Raw genomic sequence first — 17,847 nt, forward strand, 5'->3', positions numbered from 1 at the left:
CGACCACGCACATTTTCCCAACTGGTTGGCCAAGAACATATTAATAAAGCATTGATCAATGCGCTGAACCAGCAACGATTGCATCATGCCTATTTATTTACTGGTACCCGTGGTGTCGGTAAAACCAGCATCGCCCGTATTTTAGCCAAAGCTCTAAATTGCGAAAAAGGAATCACATCAGAACCCTGTCTCCAATGTGATACTTGTATTGCAATTGAGCAGGGTCGGTTTATTGATCTCATTGAAATTGACGGTGCCTCGAAAACTCGAGTTGAAGACACACGAGACTTGCTCGACAACGTACAATATGCACCAACCAATGGCCGCTTCAAAATTTATTTGATTGATGAAGTCCATATGTTGTCTCAGCATAGTTTTAATGCATTATTAAAAACTTTAGAAGAACCTCCTTCTCATGTGAAATTCATTCTGGCGACAACTGACCCACAGAAATTACCGGTTACTGTTTTGTCCCGCTGTTTACAATTTAATCTGAAGTATTTGTCTGCCGAGTTAATAAGCCGACAATTACAATCAATCCTCCATGAAGAGCAATTGGATTTTGAGATTCAAGCAGTGGATATATTAGCTCAAGCAGCCCGTGGGAGCATGCGTGATGCATTAAGCTTGCTCGATCAGGCAATTACCAGCTGTGAAATGAAATTACTGGCCAGTGATGTAAAAATGATCTTGGGCTATACCCAACAAGATTACGCATTACTACTATTGCAAGCACTAGCAAAACAAGATGCTTCAGCAATGCTGGCCTTAAGTCAGCAAATTATTGTTGAAGGGGGAAATTTTCAATATGTTCTTGATGAAATACTTAATTACCTGCACCAAATTAGTATTTATCAATGCCTGACTGAGAGCAATCCTTTAATTAATCCAATAGCAGGAATTAAAGAGCTGGCAAAACAATTCTCCGCTGAAGATACCCAACTATTTTATCAAATAGGCATTAAAGGACGCGAGGAAATTCATCTTGCCCCAACTCTGGCCATTGGTTTTAGCATGACAATACTTCGCATGTACACTTTTAAACCAGCACACCATACAACAAGGCCACCTTTAATGTTCGAGCAAAATAACACAACCAGCTTGCCCATTATTGACAATACGAATGAGCGAAATACTAATACAGCAATTGAAGCAATACCTGTCGTTAGAGAGGCAACAAGCGACTCTGTTCCTAATTTATCTCAATCAATGCAAATCGAAGAAAATAATACTACTTTCACTACTGAGTCAATTGACTGGACCAACATAATACCCCAGTTAAAACTGTCTGGTTTGGCACTCAATGCCATAGAAAATGCCGAATTCATTAGTAAAGAAGGGCAAAAAGTAACATTGGGAGTTAATAAAGGACATCAGTCGTTATTCACCCCCACAACAATTAGCCGAATTGAGTCCTCTCTGACTGATTATTATAAAAGTCCAGTAAAAATCATTTTAAACTGTAAAGATGCAGTGCATGCATCTCCAGCACAACAAAAAGAAAAGGCTACCCAAAAAAAACAAGAAAAAGCCGAGGTTGCCTTACATACTGATCCTGTATTTCAACAGTTACAACAAGAATTTTCAGCAGAATTGGTCAAAAATTCTATTGTCCTGTTAAAAGATGACTTATAATACTTTAACTAACCATAACCAAACGAGGCTGTAATGGATATTAATCAAAATTTAGGTAATTTAATGAAAGAAGCGCAAAAAATGCAACAACGTATGCAAGAAGCGCAACAACAATTAAGCCAGTTGGTAGTCAGTGGCGAATCTGGTGGTGGCATGGTTACCATTAAGATGAACGGGCGTCATGATGTAACAGAAGTTAAAATCAAGCCAACCTTAATGGATGAAGACATTGAAATGCTAGAAGATTTAATTGCTGCCGCAGTCAATGATGCAGTGCGCAAAATTGAAAAAGCATCCAAAGAAAAAATTAGCCAACTAACTGCTGGCCTTAATATTCCAACTGATTTAATGGGTGACAAAGAAGGAGAGTAAGCCTAACTATGGATGCTCTAAACCGCTTGGTAGAAGCGCTTCGCTGCCTTCCAGGTGTAGGACCAAAATCGGCACAAAGAATGGTGTTTCATTTATTGCAACACCAAAGACAGCGAGGCTTACACCTCGCTTCCTGTTTAGAACAAGCGATGAAACACATCAGCCATTGTCAGCGGTGTAATAATTACACCGAACAAGCTCTATGTGCTCTTTGCCAAAATCCCAATCGAGATCCAACATTACTTTGTGTGGTGGAAAGTCCAGCCGATGTTTCTGCTATAGAACAAAGCAACGCCTTTCAAGGTAATTATTTTGTTTTGATGGGAAAAATTTCTCCTCTTGATGGATTAGGGCCTGATGACATAGGACTACCAAAACTTAAGGAACTCATTATCAAAGAAAAAATTCAGGAAGTTATTCTTGCATTAAGCCCTAGTGTTGAAGGTCAAACCACAATCCATTTCATTCATCAATTACTAAAAAATGAAGCAGTCAACATCAGTCAATTAGCGCATGGGATACCATCAGGCGGCGAATTAGAATTTTTAGATGGAAATACTATAAGCAGCGCCCTTAAGAATAGAGCAGTACTTAATGTTTAAATCTAAGTCCACGTTCATTTTACTCGGAAAACAAATACTCATATTATTCTTATTATCTATAAGTCTTATGACAAGCACAGCCCATGCTTCCTTTCACAGAAGTTTATGGCCCAAGTGGTTAGTCAATAATCCCCTTTCTAAACAAGTCATTTCTCACCAGGTATGGCAAAATTTTCTTGATCACCATGTAATCACCAATGAAGAGGACATCAACTTAGTCGACTATGCTAACCTAAGCGAAAAGGATTTAACTTCACTAAAAGAATATATAAAAACTTTATCACAAATCGATATCGATAATTATAATCGTCAAGAACAATTAGCGTATTGGATCAATTTATATAATGCTCTTACTGTATTAACAGTAGCAAACTATTATCCTATCGCGAACATACAGGAGATCAATATTTCCCCTGGTTTATTCAGTGTTGGCCCTTGGGGAGCAAATATTATTACTATCAAAAATACCAGCTTATCTTTAGATGATATTAATAACAGGATTATTCGCCCAATTTGGAATGACCCTAGAACACATTACGCATTAAATAATGCAACAATAGGTGCCCCCAATCTTAATAAGCAGGCCTACCAAGGAGAATTACTAGAGCAACAGCTTAACAATGCCGCTTCTAAATATATTAATTCTCTTAGAGGGGTGCAAGTCATTGAAGGTAAATTAATTGTCTCTAAGCTATATGATTGGTATGAAGATGATTTTGGTGGTACTAAAAAATATGTCATTAAACATTTACTACAATTCTCACAGGAACCTTTGCGCAGCCAACTAAAACATATCAATACTATTGATAGTTATATTTATAACTGGCATATCAACTGTCCCGCAGACAATCCGTCATGAAACAAAATCACTCCATCTTTTCTTATTTTTGGCAGTTTTTATTATTTAATTTTTGTTTTTTTGGTTTACAATTACTCCTTCTTTATTCCCACGCTGAAAGCTTAATCAGTTCCATCAAACTACCTTGGACAATCTACTTTGAAATTATTGGAACAATAATTATTCAATTCAGCCTGTATATTATTATCTCTTTGGTTCAAACAATAATGCTTGTCGGAATTTTAAAACGTTCATGGCATTATTTCTCTGTTGATCAATGGCAAACCATCATTTGGTCTCTATTTGCTTGCTTTATATTAAGTGCCAACGCTTATTATTTTCCCCTTAGTGTCTTCAGCAAGTTATTTTCACCACCGATCCCTGCATTTATTTTTTTAACATTACTTTATTTTTCTTTGTTTTGCCTGAGTATTTTATTATTAAATTGTTTGTTTTATCGGTATAGCATTCGCATATTATTAATAGCGCTTCCTTTTGTAGTTTGTATTATTATCTTAAATCATTATTTGAAACCCACTCCCAACCAAAATCTTAACCAGTCACCTAATATTATTATCCTGGGGATAGACAGCTTAAGCCCAGAAAGTGTCACTTCCAGAAACATGCCGTTTCTTTATCAAGTGCTCACTGACAGCCTTCAATTTACAAACACCATCAGTCCTTTGGCCAGAACTTATCCAGCATGGAGTTCTATCTTGACTGGCTTATACCCTAAACACCATCTTGCAGAAGAAAATTTGGTAGAAAGAAATCGAGTTAAAAGTCAGTTCAGTATTGTATGGAAATTGAGAAAACTAGGGTATAACACAATATACGCAACAGATGACAGACGATTTAATAGTATAGATAAAGATTTCGGTTTTAAAAAAATCATTGGACCTAAAACAGGTGTGAATGATGTCATGTTAGGTTCCTATAATGATTTTCCTCTTGGGAATTTACTGATTAACTTTCGAATTGGCTCCTGGTTATTCCCCTACAATTACAGTAATAGAGCCAGTTTCATATCATACTACCCCGAAACCTTTACTATCCAATTAGAAAAAGAACTGTCTTTACAGCAAAAACGCCCTGTTTTTCTTGCTGTACATTTTGCTCTTCCACATTGGCCTTATGCCTGGGCAGCTTCATTACCGAATCAAGTGAACAACGAATTCAGCCTCAGTAAACGCGATGCTCTTTATCAAAGTGCACTGAAAGCAGTAGACAACCAATTTAAAGCCATTTTCTCATATCTAAAACAACATAATTATTTTAAAAATAGCCTGCTCATTATATTAAGTGACCATGGAGAAGTACTTTATTACCCAAACACACGATTAACCAGTTATCAGAAATATCAAAGCCCGTTAACCAGCAAACTTGCAGATTACTTTAAAACAAAAACCGCAACTGAATTGGATAAAAGCGCTGGTCATGGTTCCGACATATTAAGTCCCATGCAATATCATAGTCTTCTGGCTTTTAATATTTACAAGAATGGAAGATTACTTACAAAAACAAGCAAAATAAAAACGAGAATAGCATTATTTGATCTGGCACCAACTATTCTTGACTTCCTAAATATTACCAATAAACAAAAAATGGATGGTATATCATTGTTACCAGCGATAATTCACCCGAATGCGCCATTACCAAATCGCACGTTTTTTATTGAAAGTGGCATGTTTCCAAATCAAGATTTTACTAAAGAAAAAGCCATTGAATTAGGAAAAAAAATCTACGAAGTTAACCCGGATACTGGTGAGCTTGAGTTAAAACCAAACGAATTAATCAATGTAAATAATCAAAAGTTGTATGGGGTCATAAGCGGAAATTGGATTTTAGCTTTATACCCTGATGATAATATCTATATACCTGTCATTCTGAACCTCTCAACTGGAGAATGGATTGATAATTTAGAAAGCGATTTTGCCAAATCAAGCCCTGCAGAAAAACTAAAGGAACAACTTCAAAAATTCTATGGTAAAAAACTGGTTTATCCTATTCAATAAATGCCCTCTGTAACCTAAGAAAAGATTAGGTTCAGTAAGAGTTGCTTACTTTTGTTTCATGGAATCTGCATAAACCATACTTCGCCCCTATACTCCAAGGTAATTTGGCTTAAAATCTAAAGCTCTCTGTTTGGCTCTTCTATGAAGCTAAACAATTTTTCTAATGTGTCACTGACTGTTATTGTTTCACACCCATAAATTGCAATGATTCGAAACACGGCTTCTCGATTACGCCGCCCCACCTGAACATGTTTTTTTCCCAAATCATATGCACAAGGTTCGGTTGTAACACATCTGTTTTTTAATTCAACCCGTAATGCTTCCATGACACACTTTAATGCGTTATACACTCTGTCTATAGCTTTTTTTTCAGTTTCATTTAGTGATGGTAACCAATCTAAAGAATACCCATTAATAATGGAATACAAAGTATAAAGTAGATATCGACTGTCATTATTAGCAAAATATCCATATAAATCCAAACATTCTGTTGTAGTAAGTTGGCGATATAGAATGAGCATTTCCTGGTGAAATTTTGCCAAATCTTCCTCGTGAGATTTACCCTCTGTAACCAAACGCTGCTGCAATACCATCACAGCATCTATCAACCTATTAGGATTAAACCAAAATTTGTAAGCCCGCCCCAAGTCATGCAAACGTTCTAAAGTAACTTTTTCATTATTCTCAGGTGTGCATGATACTTTAAGATTTTTAACAGCTAATTGGATTATTTCTCTATATACTTCATTCACCTCAATCATAATTCCTTGAGGAAGTTCATCCCCATGAAATAAAAAATCAATACCAGGATTTAATCCATACTGATGTGCATTGCTATGTAATTGCCTTTGTAGAACTTCGATGAATTCGTGCAAAAAACCCAAACGCATACTTACTGAAACTAATTTTTCAGGATGAATCAATTCATTAAATAACTTATCGGGATACAATTTATAGAAAAAGATAGCATTGACTAAATTGACTAACTCAGATTCAGAAAAAAACTCCAAAGCCTCCGACTGTTCCTCAATTGTCCAGCTACGAAACAATTTTGCAGGTTCCTTGAATAAAATAGATTTTTGATTCCAAATATCAACCAACTTAGATAACCATAATCTAAGTTTTTCTTTCTTAAATAACTGCTTGAATTCGTCAATATACTCCTCAACTGAATCATTTATTTTCCCAGAAAAATCTTTGGATTCAATTGATTTCGCAATATGTTTATACAGTAGCGATATTTCCACAATAACCTGAACTTCTTCTAATGAATCGACTACCTTGGAAAGTTTTTGTTTTAGTGTTTCAATTCGGCTATAAGCATCTAACCAACTTATTTCATTAAGTACTTCAGGCAGTTCCAAATGCTTAAACTTGGAGTGAGCGTCTATTAATTTTAAATAATCCCAATATTTATTGGATAAAATCATGCACAGTAAATGTATGTCTTTTACAGGGCAAATATCACCCTCTTGTTGATCAAAACACTTGCCAAGTCGATTCTCTAAGTGTTTTAGCTTATATTTAATTTGTGCTTTGGCTCTATAATTATCCGTTACAAACCAATTTGATAAGGTAGGTGTATTTTGAGTCATCCATTTCTCCTCAAGCATCATCCTGAAGCTCGAACTTTAACAATAACACAGGACTTACGAAAAATTCCAAGGTTGAAACAAAAAAATTTTTAAAATGAGGGAGGTTAGACAAACTAAGTCACTGAACTAAAAACTGGTATAATGATGAGATTGTTGCGTTTCATGGGTCTTGTTACATTGAAAATAAAAATTTGCCTAATTCTTATTGCCAAATCAATATCGATACAAAATAAATTGTTCCCTGTTTCTAGTGATTTAATCATAAATGTATAAAAATAATTGCAAGCAATTAATAAACTTGCCAAAATTAAAGCAAAGTATTTTTTGACCTTTGAGGCAAATTGATGCCAAAACGCCACTATTTGCTATTTATTGATACTGAAACAGTCAGTGAAGACCTGAAAGACTATTTTGAAAAATTTAATCTGGATATTGTACAACAGAAAAATCTTTTTCCTATTCACATTGAAAAAGGAATGCCCACTGCAATTTTAATCAATTGGTCCATTTTAAAAACTGAGCCAGAAACAATTAAGCAATTTTACAACCTGTATCCAGTACCATTAATTGTTATTAATAATAAGCCTGATGAAGAATCAAGTATTACAATGCTTGAGACTGGAGCTGACGATTTCATGACAAAACCTCTCTACCCCCGTGAGTTACATGCACGAATTGGGGCTATCTCTCGACGAGTAGTAAGAGCACAACAAAAGATAGATCTTGGCAAAGAAGTATTAATGTTTGCAAATTGGCGACTTTACCCAGCATCCCGACAAGTATTTGGAGACAACAATGAGGAATTACAATTAAGTGCTGGTGAATATGATTTACTCCTCACTTTTGTTCAACAACCACAACGTGTCTTGGATAGGGAGTTTTTATTACAAATTACCAAAAACACAGATTTGGTTCCTTTTGATAGAAGAATCGATGTTCAAATCAGTCGCTTGCGTCAAAAAATTGAAATAGATAAGAAAAAGCCAGCTTTAATTAAAACCATTCGCAATGGTGGTTATATGTTCACCGCCCGAGTTGTAACCCTTAAAGAAAGTGATGCCACATTCTAATTATCTTCCCTGATTAATAGAAATATACTCATTATGTAATAGACAATTGCTTTGCCGGCATGATGCCATACCGCATGTAATCGTTAGGGTGTATATCTTGATATCTTGGTGGAATACCATAGTTGCATCCAGGTTGGAAGACTGGACGCAGCTATGGCATTCCGGAGATAGGGAGTGAACTGCTGCTGTCTCATGTACATTATCATTCTACTCTTCGTACTCTCAATCACACTTATATTGACTGTGATTTTTATAGAAGTATAAAAAATAGACAAGATGAGATGTCAATTATTTAGGTTTATTAATTGGTGACCCCATATCCTTTGATTCTGGTTTTAACAAAAGAACAGATTTTTTCAAATTGCCAGGATCATTAGCACCCTGTTTTTCTACATTTTGTTGCGAAGAAGATAACGATGCTTGAGGCTGTTGCTTGGCTACGCTTGGCGAGCTTTGGGTATTTTCCTTCGCTTTTATTTGATTGCTACTCTTAGGTTTTGCTTTACTTGTCTTCGTCTTCTTAGCAACAGGCTTTGCTTTACTTTTAACTGAACTGGCTTTACTGGCTGACGCTTTTTTTACTTTGGAATCAGCCAAATGAGTTGATTTTGCTATCGGCAGACTGCTTTTCTTTTCAGATGGATTTTCAGCAATCTGATCAAAAATATTAATCCAATGATGTTCCATTATCTGAAATACATTCAACATGTAATTCATGGCTTTCTGACTATTCTGGATTAATACATTCATATTTTTTTCCAGGATCTGCTCTGGTTTTAAAACATTTAAAAATTCGACAGGAGTCACATAAGACATATTTTGCAATGTTTTAAGATTCAGATCTAATAAATCCTGCATCGGTCTTTCAATAGAACGAACCATAGTATTTAAATTTTTTTGCTGAAAAAATTGCTCTTTCATTACACTCTCCATATGTTGCATTGCACAAAAACAAGATTAGCTTAAAAAATTAATTTGTCAATTATTTAATTCTTTTTTAGCAAGACAGAATCATAGTAAATGGATTGTATAGATTTAAACTTTATTTTCTTAAAAAAAACCGCTAAACCTTTACCATTTATTAATGACGACTCACCTTACAGTGTTTGGTACGCTTCTAATCAGGATAATAAAATATTTTATCTAACATCCTGATACTAGAGCCAGATTATGATGTTATATTCTTTTCTTATTGCTTTTAATCATCTTCACTCCTCTAATGATATTATCGCTGACCCTTAATATTTCAATACGATAATGATCGATGGCGACACAAGAATCTGGGGGAGGGATGTATCCCAAATGTTCAATGATCAAGCCGCTTAGAGTTCTTGGCCCTATTAACGGTAAGCTCCAACTCATCATACGGTTTAAATGACGAATAGTTATACTGGCATCAACTATGACTGACCCATCGTGTTGAGGAACAATGTCACGACTCAAGGCTGCTATATCTGTTGTAAATTCTCCAACTATTTCTTCAAGAATATCCTCCATAGTGACAAGCCCCTGGATATCGCCATATTCATCCACAACGAAACAACTTCGTCTTTTCATTTTCCTGAAATTTAATATTTGAATATTTAATGGCGTTGCTTCAGGAATAAAATACGGGGCTTCTGCACTATTTAATAAATTATCAATATTCAATTTATCTTCTAACGCCAAATTCAAAATATTCCTGACGTGAATCATCCCAACTAAATGCTCAATAGAACCATGATAAATAGGTAATCTTGTATGTTGCGCCGTTTCTAGCTGTTCCAAAAGTTCAATCCATGGTAAATCCAAATCAATTCCAACGATATCTGCTTTAGGAACCATAATATCTTCAACAGTCGCTTGTTCCAGATCTAATAAACTAATCAACATACTTTTGTGTTCCACAGGCATTAAGCCACCCGCCTCATGAACCACCGATCTTAATTCTTCGCCAGTTAACATTTCTTTTTGAATCCGCTTCACAGATATCCCAAACAACCTTAAGATGGCGTTAGAAATAAAACTGATTAAATGTACTAAGGGAGAAAAAATCCATTGCAAAATGCTCAATGGCAATGAAGTAACAAAAGCTACTTGTTGAGGGTAAATAGCCGCTAGTGTTTTAGGCGTCATTTCTGCAAACACCAGGACAAGCATAGTCAGTAGGGCGGTCGCTATGGCAACGCCAGCATCTCCATAAAAACGTTGTCCAATTAAAGTAGCTAGAGTAGATGCCACTATATTTGCTAAAGTATTACCGATTAGGACTACGCTTAGCAATTTATCAGGTCGAGACAACATGTGGTTAACTCTAATGGCTTGCTTATCATTGCTTTTTACTAAATGCCGCAATTTATATCTATTGATAGACATCATGCCTATTTCTGAACCAGAAAAAAAAGCCGATAAACATATTAGGAAAAATAATAAAATCAATAGAGTAGAAATAGGGAATTGCACTTAATATCCTTATGCTTTGAGGAATGACAAATTATACAATAGAACTTGTCATTTGGGAGTAGGATAAAAAAAGAGAGTCATTATGACTATAGAATAGAGTGGGTGCTGAGCGATGCTCAACACTCAACTTAATTTTGTAGTAACTATCTTATTTTTTCACTTGATTATAACGTTTAATACTAGATAGTATTTCTTCTCGAGCATCATCTGGTCCTACCCAACCATCGATCTTAACCCATTTCCCTTCTTCCAAATCTTTATAATGTTTAAAAAAATGCTCAATGGATAACAACAAATGCTGAGGAATATCCTGATAAGTTTGCATGGATTCATACATTTTGCTCAATTTCGTAGTTGGAACAGCCAATATCTTGGCATCCACCCCAGACTCATCCGTCATCTTTAACATACCAATCGCACGGCATGAAATCACAGCTCCACTAATCAACGGAACGGGAGTGATAACCAATACATCTACTGGATCACCATCTTCTGATAAAGTATGAGGTACATATCCATAATTGGTTGGATAAAACATTGCAGTAGTCATAAATCGATCAACAAATAAAGCACCAGTTTTTTTATCAACTTCATACTTTACAGGCTCTCCATGCATAGGAATTTCTATGATCACATTAATTTCATTGGGTACATCACGACCGCTCTGAATTTCCATTAAACTCATTTACGCACCTTTATAATAATAAAAAAGAGGTATTATGCGAAAAATCACGTCAAAAGGCAAAGACAAGCGTTCGCAATATAATAAAGGAAATGTATAATATCATTTTGAATCTAACAATCGGATTACCTATGAATTGTTTGTTTTGCAAAATTGCCCAGGGTGAAATTCCTGCAACAGTGGTTTTTGAAGACAATAATATATTGGCTTTTCGCGATATTAGACCTCAAGCGCCAACTCATTTATTGATTATACCCAAAAAGCATATTGCAACCATCAATGATGTGCATGACGGTGATAGTGATCTTGTTGCTAATCTTATAATAAGAGCAAAAAAATTAGCTCAAGATGAAGGTCTAAGCGAAAAAGGGTATCGATTGGTTTTTAACGTTAATTCCGGTGGAGGGCAGGAAGTTTACCACATTCATTTACATTTACTCGGTGGACGTCAAATGACTTGGCCGCCAGGTTAGGAATCCTTGCTATGGAAAAATTATACTCAAATTTGCTTAAAGAATTAGGCGAAGATATAAATCGCGAAGGACTAAAAGACACTCCAGGAAGAGCAGCTAACGCCTTACGTTATTTGACTAAGGGCTACAATGAGAATCTTGACGAAATCATTAATGGTGCATTGTTTGATTCTGACATGAGTGAAATGGTTATCGTCAAAGACATTGAGCTGTACTCATTATGTGAGCATCATCTATTGCCTTTCCTCGGTAAATGCCATGTTGGATATTTGCCTCATGGTAAAGTAATAGGTTTATCTAAAATTGCTCGTATTGTTGATTTTTACGCACGACGACTGCAGATTCAAGAACGATTGACAGGGGAAATTGCCCATTGTATTGAATCGATTACTGGAGCTCGTGGAGTTGCAGTAGTCATTGAGGCAAAACATCTTTGCATGATGATGCGTGGTGTTGAAAAACAAAATTCCGTAATGACGACCTCAGTTATGCTTGGTGAAATGCGCAACAGCCCAAGTAGCCGTATGGAGTTTTTGAATTTAGTTCATTAAAGAATGAATTGGGTCTTTTGTCGTTTCGCTGACTTTAGTCTAAAAGCACCGAGATGTAGTAATATAAACAGACCCTAACCCATTTATAAAAAATTAAAACATTCATCGTAGGTTGGTACTCAATTCAACCTACGCCAAACATTTGCTAACTTTATTGTTTATAGCCGACTCTATAAATTACATTAGCATAATCATCCGAGATCAATAATGACCCATCTGGCATTACAAGTGTATCAACAGGTCTTCCCCATGTTTTTTCACCCTGTAACCACCCACTGATAAATGGTTTAACCTCGGTTACATAATTATTCTTAATTTTTACTGTCATCACTTGATAGCCTATCTTATGACTGCGATTCCAGGAACCATGTTCACTAACAAAAATTTGTCCCTGATAATCGGATGGGAACAATTCGCCAGTATAAAATGACATTCCGAGAGGAGCTACGTGAGCTGGGAATTCAAAAGCAGCAGAAGTAAATTCAGCACAAGAATATAATTTGCCGTAAACAGGATCTGCTATATTTTTACCATAGCAATACGGAAAACCAAAATTCATACCTTTTTTTGGGGCAACATTTAGCTCATCTGGAGGCAAATCATCCCCTAACCAATCACGTCCATTGTCTGTAAACCAAAGATTGTGATGAACAGGATCCCAATCAAATCCAACTGTATTGCGTATCCCTTTAGCATAAACTTCAAAATTTTGACCATCGGCATCCATTCTCATAATAGTAGCGAAACGCGGATCTTTCATTAAACATACATTGCAAGGAGCGCCCACTCCAATATAAAGCTTATCATCGGGCCCAAATCGAATAAAACGCCAGCCATGAGCCTTTTCTTTTGGCAATTCTGAGGTAACTACAACTGGTTTCGGTGGATTATTTAAATTGGCTTCAATATTATTGAATCGTAAAATACGTCCAACTTCAGCAACATAAAGAGCTCCTTTATGAAATGCAACTCCATTTGGCATATTCAATCCTGAGGCTATAGTTAGAACTCGGGTACCATGAGGATTTTGTTTATCTGGTATGATGGCGTATACTTTCCCAGCGTTTCTTGAACCTACAAAGACAATATTTTTAGTACCTAATACCATTTCACGGGCATCAACAACGGGTTCCGCATAAATACTCACAGTAAATCCAGCGGGATATTTTAAGAGATTCAAAGGTAAGTTTTGCCCTAAGCTGGTAGAGCTTATCAATGCAAAAAAGAAAAATATCCGTTTCATTATTCAATATTATTTAAAAATAATTCCTAATATATAAGATCAATTTCAGTGGAAATAACAACTGGTTTATCTAATCATTCGCAATTTAATTTTCTTTGTTACTTAGGCTTTCAATTGCAATACTAAACTTGCTTTTTTGCTATAGAAATCTCATAAAACATAATATTAGTGAAGAGGAAAAGTACCCTTGTGGTATGCGATCCAGCGAGAGTCCTCTCAAAAGAATAACCACATCCTGGAATTATACAATTTTGCAATATACACTTATAACTCGCAAGCGGAGCCAGCCTCTTGCGAGTTATAATTAACAGAAATCCAAAGTACTATTATTCCTCTTCTTCAGAGATTTTAGTATCCGTATTAATTTCTTCGGATTGTTCTTCTATTGCAGGGAAGGAGGCTGAGTCTGAATTGCCTTTGTCATCTTTGGTTTCAGTTTGTGGTTTGTTTTTCCACTCCAGCTTGACTCGACCTTGTTTATCAACTCCTGCAACAAACACCTCGATATCTTGACCTTCCTGCAATACTTCTTCTACCTTTTGCGTTCTATCAGCACATATCTGAGAAATATGTAATAACCCATCTTTACCAGGCAGTAGATTAATAAAAGCACCAAAATCAACTATTTTGCTCACTTTACCTTGATAAGTTTGTCCTACTTCAATCTCAGCAATTAGAGCCTTAATTTGTTTTTGTGCTTCTTCCAAGGCCATTTTATCTGGTGAAAACAATTGAATTACACCTGAATCATCAATATCAATAGATACGCCAGTACTTTCGATAAGTCCTTTAATCGTTGTACCGCCTTTTCCAATAATAGTGCGAATTTTATCTTCAGCTACTTTCATAGTTGAGATCCTTGGTGCATGTTGAGATAATTCAGTTCTATGCTCTGAAAGTGAGTTGTTCATGACGCCAAGAATATGGATACGACCTTCTAAAGCTTGCTCCAAAGCCTGTTCCATAATTTCATTGGTAATCCCGGAAATCTTGATGTCCATCTGCAAAGCGGTAATACCTTTTTCTGTACCTGCTACTTTGAAATCCATATCACCCAAATGATCCTCATCACCCAATATATCCGTTAAAACAGCATAACGATCACCTTCCTTAATTAACCCCATAGCGACACCAGCAACTGGAGCTTTTAAAGGAATACCAGCATCCATTAATGCCAGACTAGTACCGCAAACAGTAGCCATGGAACTGGAACCATTGGATTCTGTAATCTCGGATACAACACGTAATACATAAGGAAATTCGCTGGATTCAGGTAGTACAGCCATCAAAGCACGTTTTGCCAAACGACCGTGGCCAATTTCGCGGCGTTTAGGACTACCTACTTGTCCAGTTTCTCCAACAGAATAAGGAGGGAAATTATAATGCAACATAAATCGGTCTTTACTTTCACCACTTATCCCATCTAATATTTGAGCATCACGTTCGTTACCTAAAGTGGCCACAACAATAGCCTGTGTTTCCCCTCTGGTGAATAAACAGGAACCATGTGTTCTTTCTAAAAATTTGGTACGAATAGAAATTGGCCTAACAGTTCTATGGTCTCGACCATCAATGCGGGGCTCACCATTAAGAATGCGATTGCGTACTATGGAGCGCTCTAATTCACCAAACATGTTAGCAATAATTTCTGCTTTTAATTCGTCATTTTCAACCAGTAATGCAGCAATAGTTTGCTCTCTCAAATCATCTAATCGTTGATATCGTTGTTGTTTGTCTTTAATAAGATAAGCTGCTTCAACTTCGTTTCGCGCTACATCATCTACTCGTGCTTGCAATACCGTATCGACCCCAGGTGCTTTCCATTCGACTTTGGCTTTACCAACCTCGTTGGCCATTTCTTCTATTGCTTTTATAACGCTTTTCATCATTTCATGACCGTAAGTCATGGCACCACGCATAATGTCTTCACTTAATTCTTGCGCTTCTGACTCTACCATCAGAATGGCATCTTTTGTACCTGCAATAACCAGATCAAGCTTGGACTCTTCCAGCTCTTTTCTACTTGGATTGAGCAAATAAATCCCATCTTTATAGCCTACTCGAGCAGCCCCTATAGGACCATTAAACGGTACGCCAGAAATTGAAAGTGCAGCAGACGCCGCAATCATTGCAATAATGTCCGGAGACACTTCAGGATTTAAAGATAGAACAGTAGCGATTATCTGTACTTCATTAAAAAAGTTATCTGGGAATAATGGCCGGATCGGTCTATCTATCAAACGCGAAATTAAGGTTTCATTATCAGCTGGCCTACCTTCTCGCTTATTAAATCCACCAGGAATTTTACCAACTGCGTAGAATTTTTCTTGGTAATTTACTGTTAATGGGAAAAAGTCATTGCTTTCACCGCCGTCTTTTTTCCAAACTACCGTAACCAGCACTTGAGTACCATTCATGTTTGCCATTACAGCACCATCGGCTTGCCGTGCAACTTCACCGGTTTCCAATATTAATTTGTGGTTACCTAATGCTATTTCTTTTATAATTTTTGCCACGTAATGTTCCTCATTAAGTAAATATAAAGAAAAAAAAGGCGCAGAACGCTGCGCCTTTTAATTTAAAACTGTATTTATTAATTTGACACGTCCCTATAGGGACAATGATCTCATCAATCAATAGGAATCTCTCAATCCCAGATTTTGGATTAATGTTTGATAGCGAGATTGATCATTACGCTTCAAATATTTTAGTAGCTTACGGCGCTTATTAACCAATTCTTGCAAGCCACGTCTGGAATGAAAATCCTTTTTGTTTTCTTTAAAATGGTCAGTTAAATATTTAATACGATTAGTAATTAAAGAAACCTGGACTTCTGGTGAACCTGTATCTTTATCATTACGTTTGTACTCATTAATAATTTCTGCTTTTTCCGCGCTATTTAGCGACATTATTTACTCCTGGAACTAAGCTAAGTATTCTTTTAAAGGCAAACATTCTACCAAGGCATGCCAAATGAAACAAGTAGTGAATATTAATTTGTGTAAAAAAATTCATATTTATTTCTAAATAGACATCAACTTATCTAATAATTGGGGTCACAATATGAACGATAGCAATCTTTTTGCTTTAATATCACCATTAATTAAAACTTCACCAATCCCAATAAATTCAGATTTCTCATCATAGAGACGCAAATAACTTCCTTCTCTAATATCATCCATTTTATTTGGAATTACCTTGCCTTGGCGAATTGCTATCACTTCAAACTCTGTAAGAATTACTGACATCAAATAATTGATTGCTTGATCCATTGCGATTAAACAATTCTGTTTTTGGGGTAAAGACATATCTTGCAATTCATCAAATGAATACATCAGACTATTTTGAAAGCCTTCGGTATAAAGTCTATGCAGTCGAGTCACATGAGCCCCAACATTCAAAGCTTCGCCAATGTCCTCTACTAAATTACGTATATAGGTTCCTTTGCTACAGGTCACTGTTAATGAAAAATGTTCACCATCAAATTCTTCTAACTTTAATTGGCTTATTACTATGTCTCTCGCTTCACGCTCTATTTCTATGCCTTCCCTGGCGAACCGATACAGAGGTGTACCTTTGTATTTCAAAGCCGAAAACATAGATGGAATTTGTTTGATTTTACCCTTATGTTTCTCTAATACGTCAATCAATTGTTCATTGCTAACGGCATAGTTTTCACAACGAAATATCACTTCGCCAGTAGAGTCTGATGTGTTTGTTTTTATCCCTAATTTCCCAGTGGTTTCATAGCATTTATTCGCATTTAGAAGATATTGGCAAATTTTGGTTGCTTCGCCAAAACATATAGGTAACATACCAGTTGCTAAAGGATCCAAACTACCCGTGTGACCAGCTTTTCTAGCCCCAAACAAATGCTTTGCTTTCTGAAGAGCGGCGTTCGATGACATCCCTTTTGGTTTATTTAGTAACAGAATCCCGTCAATAGAACATTGTGATTCAACTGTTGTCATTGTCATCTGAATCAGGTGGATTTACTTCATCAATTAATCGACTCAACCGTTTTCCATATTCTATAGACTCATCGTAAATAAAATGAAGTTGAGGTACGGTTCGTAATGTAATGCTCTTTGCCAAAGCACTTCTTAAATAACTGGATGCACCATTTAAAATGTTGGTAATAACCATTTTATCGTCATTAAGAACAGTAAAATAAATTTTGGCATGACCTAAATCAGCAGTCACTTTGACCGCTGAGATGGTAACAAATCCTTTTAAACGAGGATCTTTTACTTCTTGAGGAATTATCAAAGCCAATTTGCGTTGAATCATCTCAGCAATTCTATCAGTTCGCTTAAAATTATTACTCAT

The 17,847-nt window shown here is 36.1% G+C and carries 17 protein-coding genes (1 of these 17 cut by a window edge); 8 read left to right on the forward strand and 9 right to left on the reverse strand.

What is annotated here, in order from left to right; all coding sequences use genetic code 11:
- The 5 genes in view from dnaX to ACZ5EK_RS14555 are tightly spaced (at most 33 nt apart) and all read left to right on the forward strand, a layout consistent with a single transcriptional unit that may run on beyond the window.
- Positions 1-1,635 carry the 3' portion of a DNA polymerase III subunit gamma/tau gene (gene dnaX / locus ACZ5EK_RS14535; RefSeq protein WP_464430422.1) on the forward strand. It extends 30 nt beyond the left edge of the window, so the window shows 1,635 of its 1,665 coding nt (coding positions 31-1,665); the start codon falls outside the window, past its left edge; the stop codon is at positions 1,633-1,635.
- Positions 1,636-1,668: 33 nt separating this feature from the next.
- Positions 1,669-2,007 (forward strand): YbaB/EbfC family nucleoid-associated protein, encoded by a 339-nt coding sequence (locus ACZ5EK_RS14540; RefSeq protein WP_010948445.1) that lies wholly within the window; start codon positions 1,669-1,671, stop codon positions 2,005-2,007.
- An 8-nt stretch (positions 2,008-2,015) separates the two neighbouring features.
- Positions 2,016-2,609, forward strand: coding sequence for a recombination mediator RecR (gene recR / locus ACZ5EK_RS14545; protein ID WP_464425498.1), 594 nt, complete (start codon positions 2,016-2,018; stop codon positions 2,607-2,609).
- Positions 2,602-3,468, forward strand: coding sequence for a DUF547 domain-containing protein (locus ACZ5EK_RS14550; RefSeq protein ID WP_464430423.1), 867 nt, complete (start codon positions 2,602-2,604; stop codon positions 3,466-3,468). Before recR ends, ACZ5EK_RS14550 begins: the two co-directional genes overlap by 8 nt.
- Positions 3,465-5,462, forward strand: a complete 1,998-nt coding sequence (locus ACZ5EK_RS14555; protein ID WP_464430424.1) for a sulfatase-like hydrolase/transferase — start codon at positions 3,465-3,467, stop codon at positions 5,460-5,462. Before ACZ5EK_RS14550 ends, ACZ5EK_RS14555 begins: the two co-directional genes overlap by 4 nt.
- Before the next feature lie 116 nt (positions 5,463-5,578).
- On the opposite strand, the gene ACZ5EK_RS14560 is transcribed toward ACZ5EK_RS14555, so the two are convergent.
- Positions 5,579-7,057 carry a hypothetical protein gene (locus ACZ5EK_RS14560; RefSeq protein ID WP_464430425.1) on the reverse strand — a complete coding sequence of 493 codons (1,479 nt, stop codon included), beginning with the start codon at positions 7,055-7,057 and terminating at the stop codon, positions 5,579-5,581.
- A 344-nt stretch (positions 7,058-7,401) separates the two neighbouring features.
- Between ACZ5EK_RS14560 and ACZ5EK_RS14565 the strand changes: the two genes are divergently transcribed.
- Complete coding sequence (locus ACZ5EK_RS14565; protein ID WP_464430426.1) at positions 7,402-8,127, forward strand: winged helix-turn-helix domain-containing protein; 726 nt, start codon at positions 7,402-7,404, stop codon at positions 8,125-8,127.
- Between the two features lie 288 nt (positions 8,128-8,415).
- On the opposite strand, the gene ACZ5EK_RS14570 is transcribed toward ACZ5EK_RS14565, so the two are convergent.
- The 3 genes from ACZ5EK_RS14570 to ppa all read right to left on the reverse strand — a co-directional run bounded on the left by ACZ5EK_RS14570 (position 8,416) and on the right by ppa (position 11,254).
- On the reverse strand, positions 8,416-9,048 hold the full coding sequence (locus ACZ5EK_RS14570) for a hypothetical protein (protein WP_464430427.1): 633 nt from the start codon (positions 9,046-9,048) through the stop codon (positions 8,416-8,418).
- A gap of 255 nt (positions 9,049-9,303) precedes the next feature.
- Complete coding sequence (locus ACZ5EK_RS14575; protein ID WP_464430428.1) at positions 9,304-10,569, reverse strand: HlyC/CorC family transporter; 1,266 nt, start codon at positions 10,567-10,569, stop codon at positions 9,304-9,306.
- Positions 10,570-10,717: 148 nt separating this feature from the next.
- Positions 10,718-11,254, reverse strand: coding sequence for an inorganic diphosphatase (ppa, locus tag ACZ5EK_RS14580; protein WP_464425510.1), 537 nt, complete (start codon positions 11,252-11,254; stop codon positions 10,718-10,720).
- 128 nt (positions 11,255-11,382) lie between these two features.
- Between ppa and ACZ5EK_RS14585 the strand changes: the two genes are divergently transcribed.
- Together ACZ5EK_RS14585 and folE are read left to right on the forward strand one after the other, a co-directional pair.
- Positions 11,383-11,724, forward strand: a complete 342-nt coding sequence (locus ACZ5EK_RS14585; RefSeq protein ID WP_464430429.1) for a histidine triad nucleotide-binding protein — start codon at positions 11,383-11,385, stop codon at positions 11,722-11,724.
- An 11-nt stretch (positions 11,725-11,735) separates the two neighbouring features.
- Positions 11,736-12,275 (forward strand): GTP cyclohydrolase I FolE, encoded by a 540-nt coding sequence (gene folE, locus ACZ5EK_RS14590; protein ID WP_464425513.1) that lies wholly within the window; start codon positions 11,736-11,738, stop codon positions 12,273-12,275.
- A gap of 151 nt (positions 12,276-12,426) precedes the next feature.
- On the opposite strand, the gene ACZ5EK_RS14595 is transcribed toward folE, so the two are convergent.
- From ACZ5EK_RS14595 to rbfA, 5 genes are all read right to left on the reverse strand, one after another.
- Complete coding sequence (locus tag ACZ5EK_RS14595) at positions 12,427-13,518, reverse strand: PQQ-dependent sugar dehydrogenase (protein ID WP_464430430.1); 1,092 nt, start codon at positions 13,516-13,518, stop codon at positions 12,427-12,429.
- A 326-nt stretch (positions 13,519-13,844) separates the two neighbouring features.
- Positions 13,845-16,034 carry a polyribonucleotide nucleotidyltransferase gene (gene pnp / locus ACZ5EK_RS14600; protein ID WP_464430432.1) on the reverse strand — a complete coding sequence of 730 codons (2,190 nt, stop codon included), beginning with the start codon at positions 16,032-16,034 and terminating at the stop codon, positions 13,845-13,847.
- 117 nt (positions 16,035-16,151) lie between these two features.
- Positions 16,152-16,427 carry a 30S ribosomal protein S15 gene (gene rpsO / locus ACZ5EK_RS14605; RefSeq protein WP_464425518.1) on the reverse strand — a complete coding sequence of 92 codons (276 nt, stop codon included), beginning with the start codon at positions 16,425-16,427 and terminating at the stop codon, positions 16,152-16,154.
- A gap of 147 nt (positions 16,428-16,574) precedes the next feature.
- Positions 16,575-17,489: a tRNA pseudouridine(55) synthase TruB gene (truB, locus tag ACZ5EK_RS14610; RefSeq protein WP_464430433.1), complete on the reverse strand. Its 915-nt coding sequence runs from the start codon at positions 17,487-17,489 to the stop codon at positions 16,575-16,577.
- Complete coding sequence (gene rbfA / locus ACZ5EK_RS14615) at positions 17,476-17,847, reverse strand: 30S ribosome-binding factor RbfA (protein WP_464430434.1); 372 nt, start codon at positions 17,845-17,847, stop codon at positions 17,476-17,478. The genes truB and rbfA overlap by 14 nt, the downstream gene beginning before the upstream one ends.

It is taken from the genome of Legionella sp. JM-2024, assembly GCF_055389095.1.

Coding starts and splice junctions, on each gene's coding strand:
- truB (WP_464430433.1), bottom strand. CDS start 17,489: ATGACAACAGTTGAATCACAATGTTCTATTGACGGGATTCTGTTACTA.
- rpsO (WP_464425518.1), bottom strand. CDS start 16,427: ATGTCGCTAAATAGCGCGGAAAAAGCAGAAATTATTAATGAGTACAAA.
- ACZ5EK_RS14565 (WP_464430426.1), top strand. CDS start 7,402: ATGCCAAAACGCCACTATTTGCTATTTATTGATACTGAAACAGTCAGT.
- ACZ5EK_RS14585 (WP_464430429.1), top strand. CDS start 11,383: ATGAATTGTTTGTTTTGCAAAATTGCCCAGGGTGAAATTCCTGCAACA.
- ACZ5EK_RS14570 (WP_464430427.1), bottom strand. CDS start 9,048: ATGAAAGAGCAATTTTTTCAGCAAAAAAATTTAAATACTATGGTTCGT.
- ACZ5EK_RS14540 (WP_010948445.1), top strand. CDS start 1,669: ATGGATATTAATCAAAATTTAGGTAATTTAATGAAAGAAGCGCAAAAA.
- ppa (WP_464425510.1), bottom strand. CDS start 11,254: ATGAGTTTAATGGAAATTCAGAGCGGTCGTGATGTACCCAATGAAATT.
- ACZ5EK_RS14560 (WP_464430425.1), bottom strand. CDS start 7,057: ATGACTCAAAATACACCTACCTTATCAAATTGGTTTGTAACGGATAAT.
- folE (WP_464425513.1), top strand. CDS start 11,736: ATGGAAAAATTATACTCAAATTTGCTTAAAGAATTAGGCGAAGATATA.
- ACZ5EK_RS14595 (WP_464430430.1), bottom strand. CDS start 13,518: ATGAAACGGATATTTTTCTTTTTTGCATTGATAAGCTCTACCAGCTTA.
- recR (WP_464425498.1), top strand. CDS start 2,016: ATGGATGCTCTAAACCGCTTGGTAGAAGCGCTTCGCTGCCTTCCAGGT.
- ACZ5EK_RS14550 (WP_464430423.1), top strand. CDS start 2,602: ATGTTTAAATCTAAGTCCACGTTCATTTTACTCGGAAAACAAATACTC.
- ACZ5EK_RS14555 (WP_464430424.1), top strand. CDS start 3,465: ATGAAACAAAATCACTCCATCTTTTCTTATTTTTGGCAGTTTTTATTA.
- rbfA (WP_464430434.1), bottom strand. CDS start 17,847: ATGAGTAATAATTTTAAGCGAACTGATAGAATTGCTGAGATGATTCAA.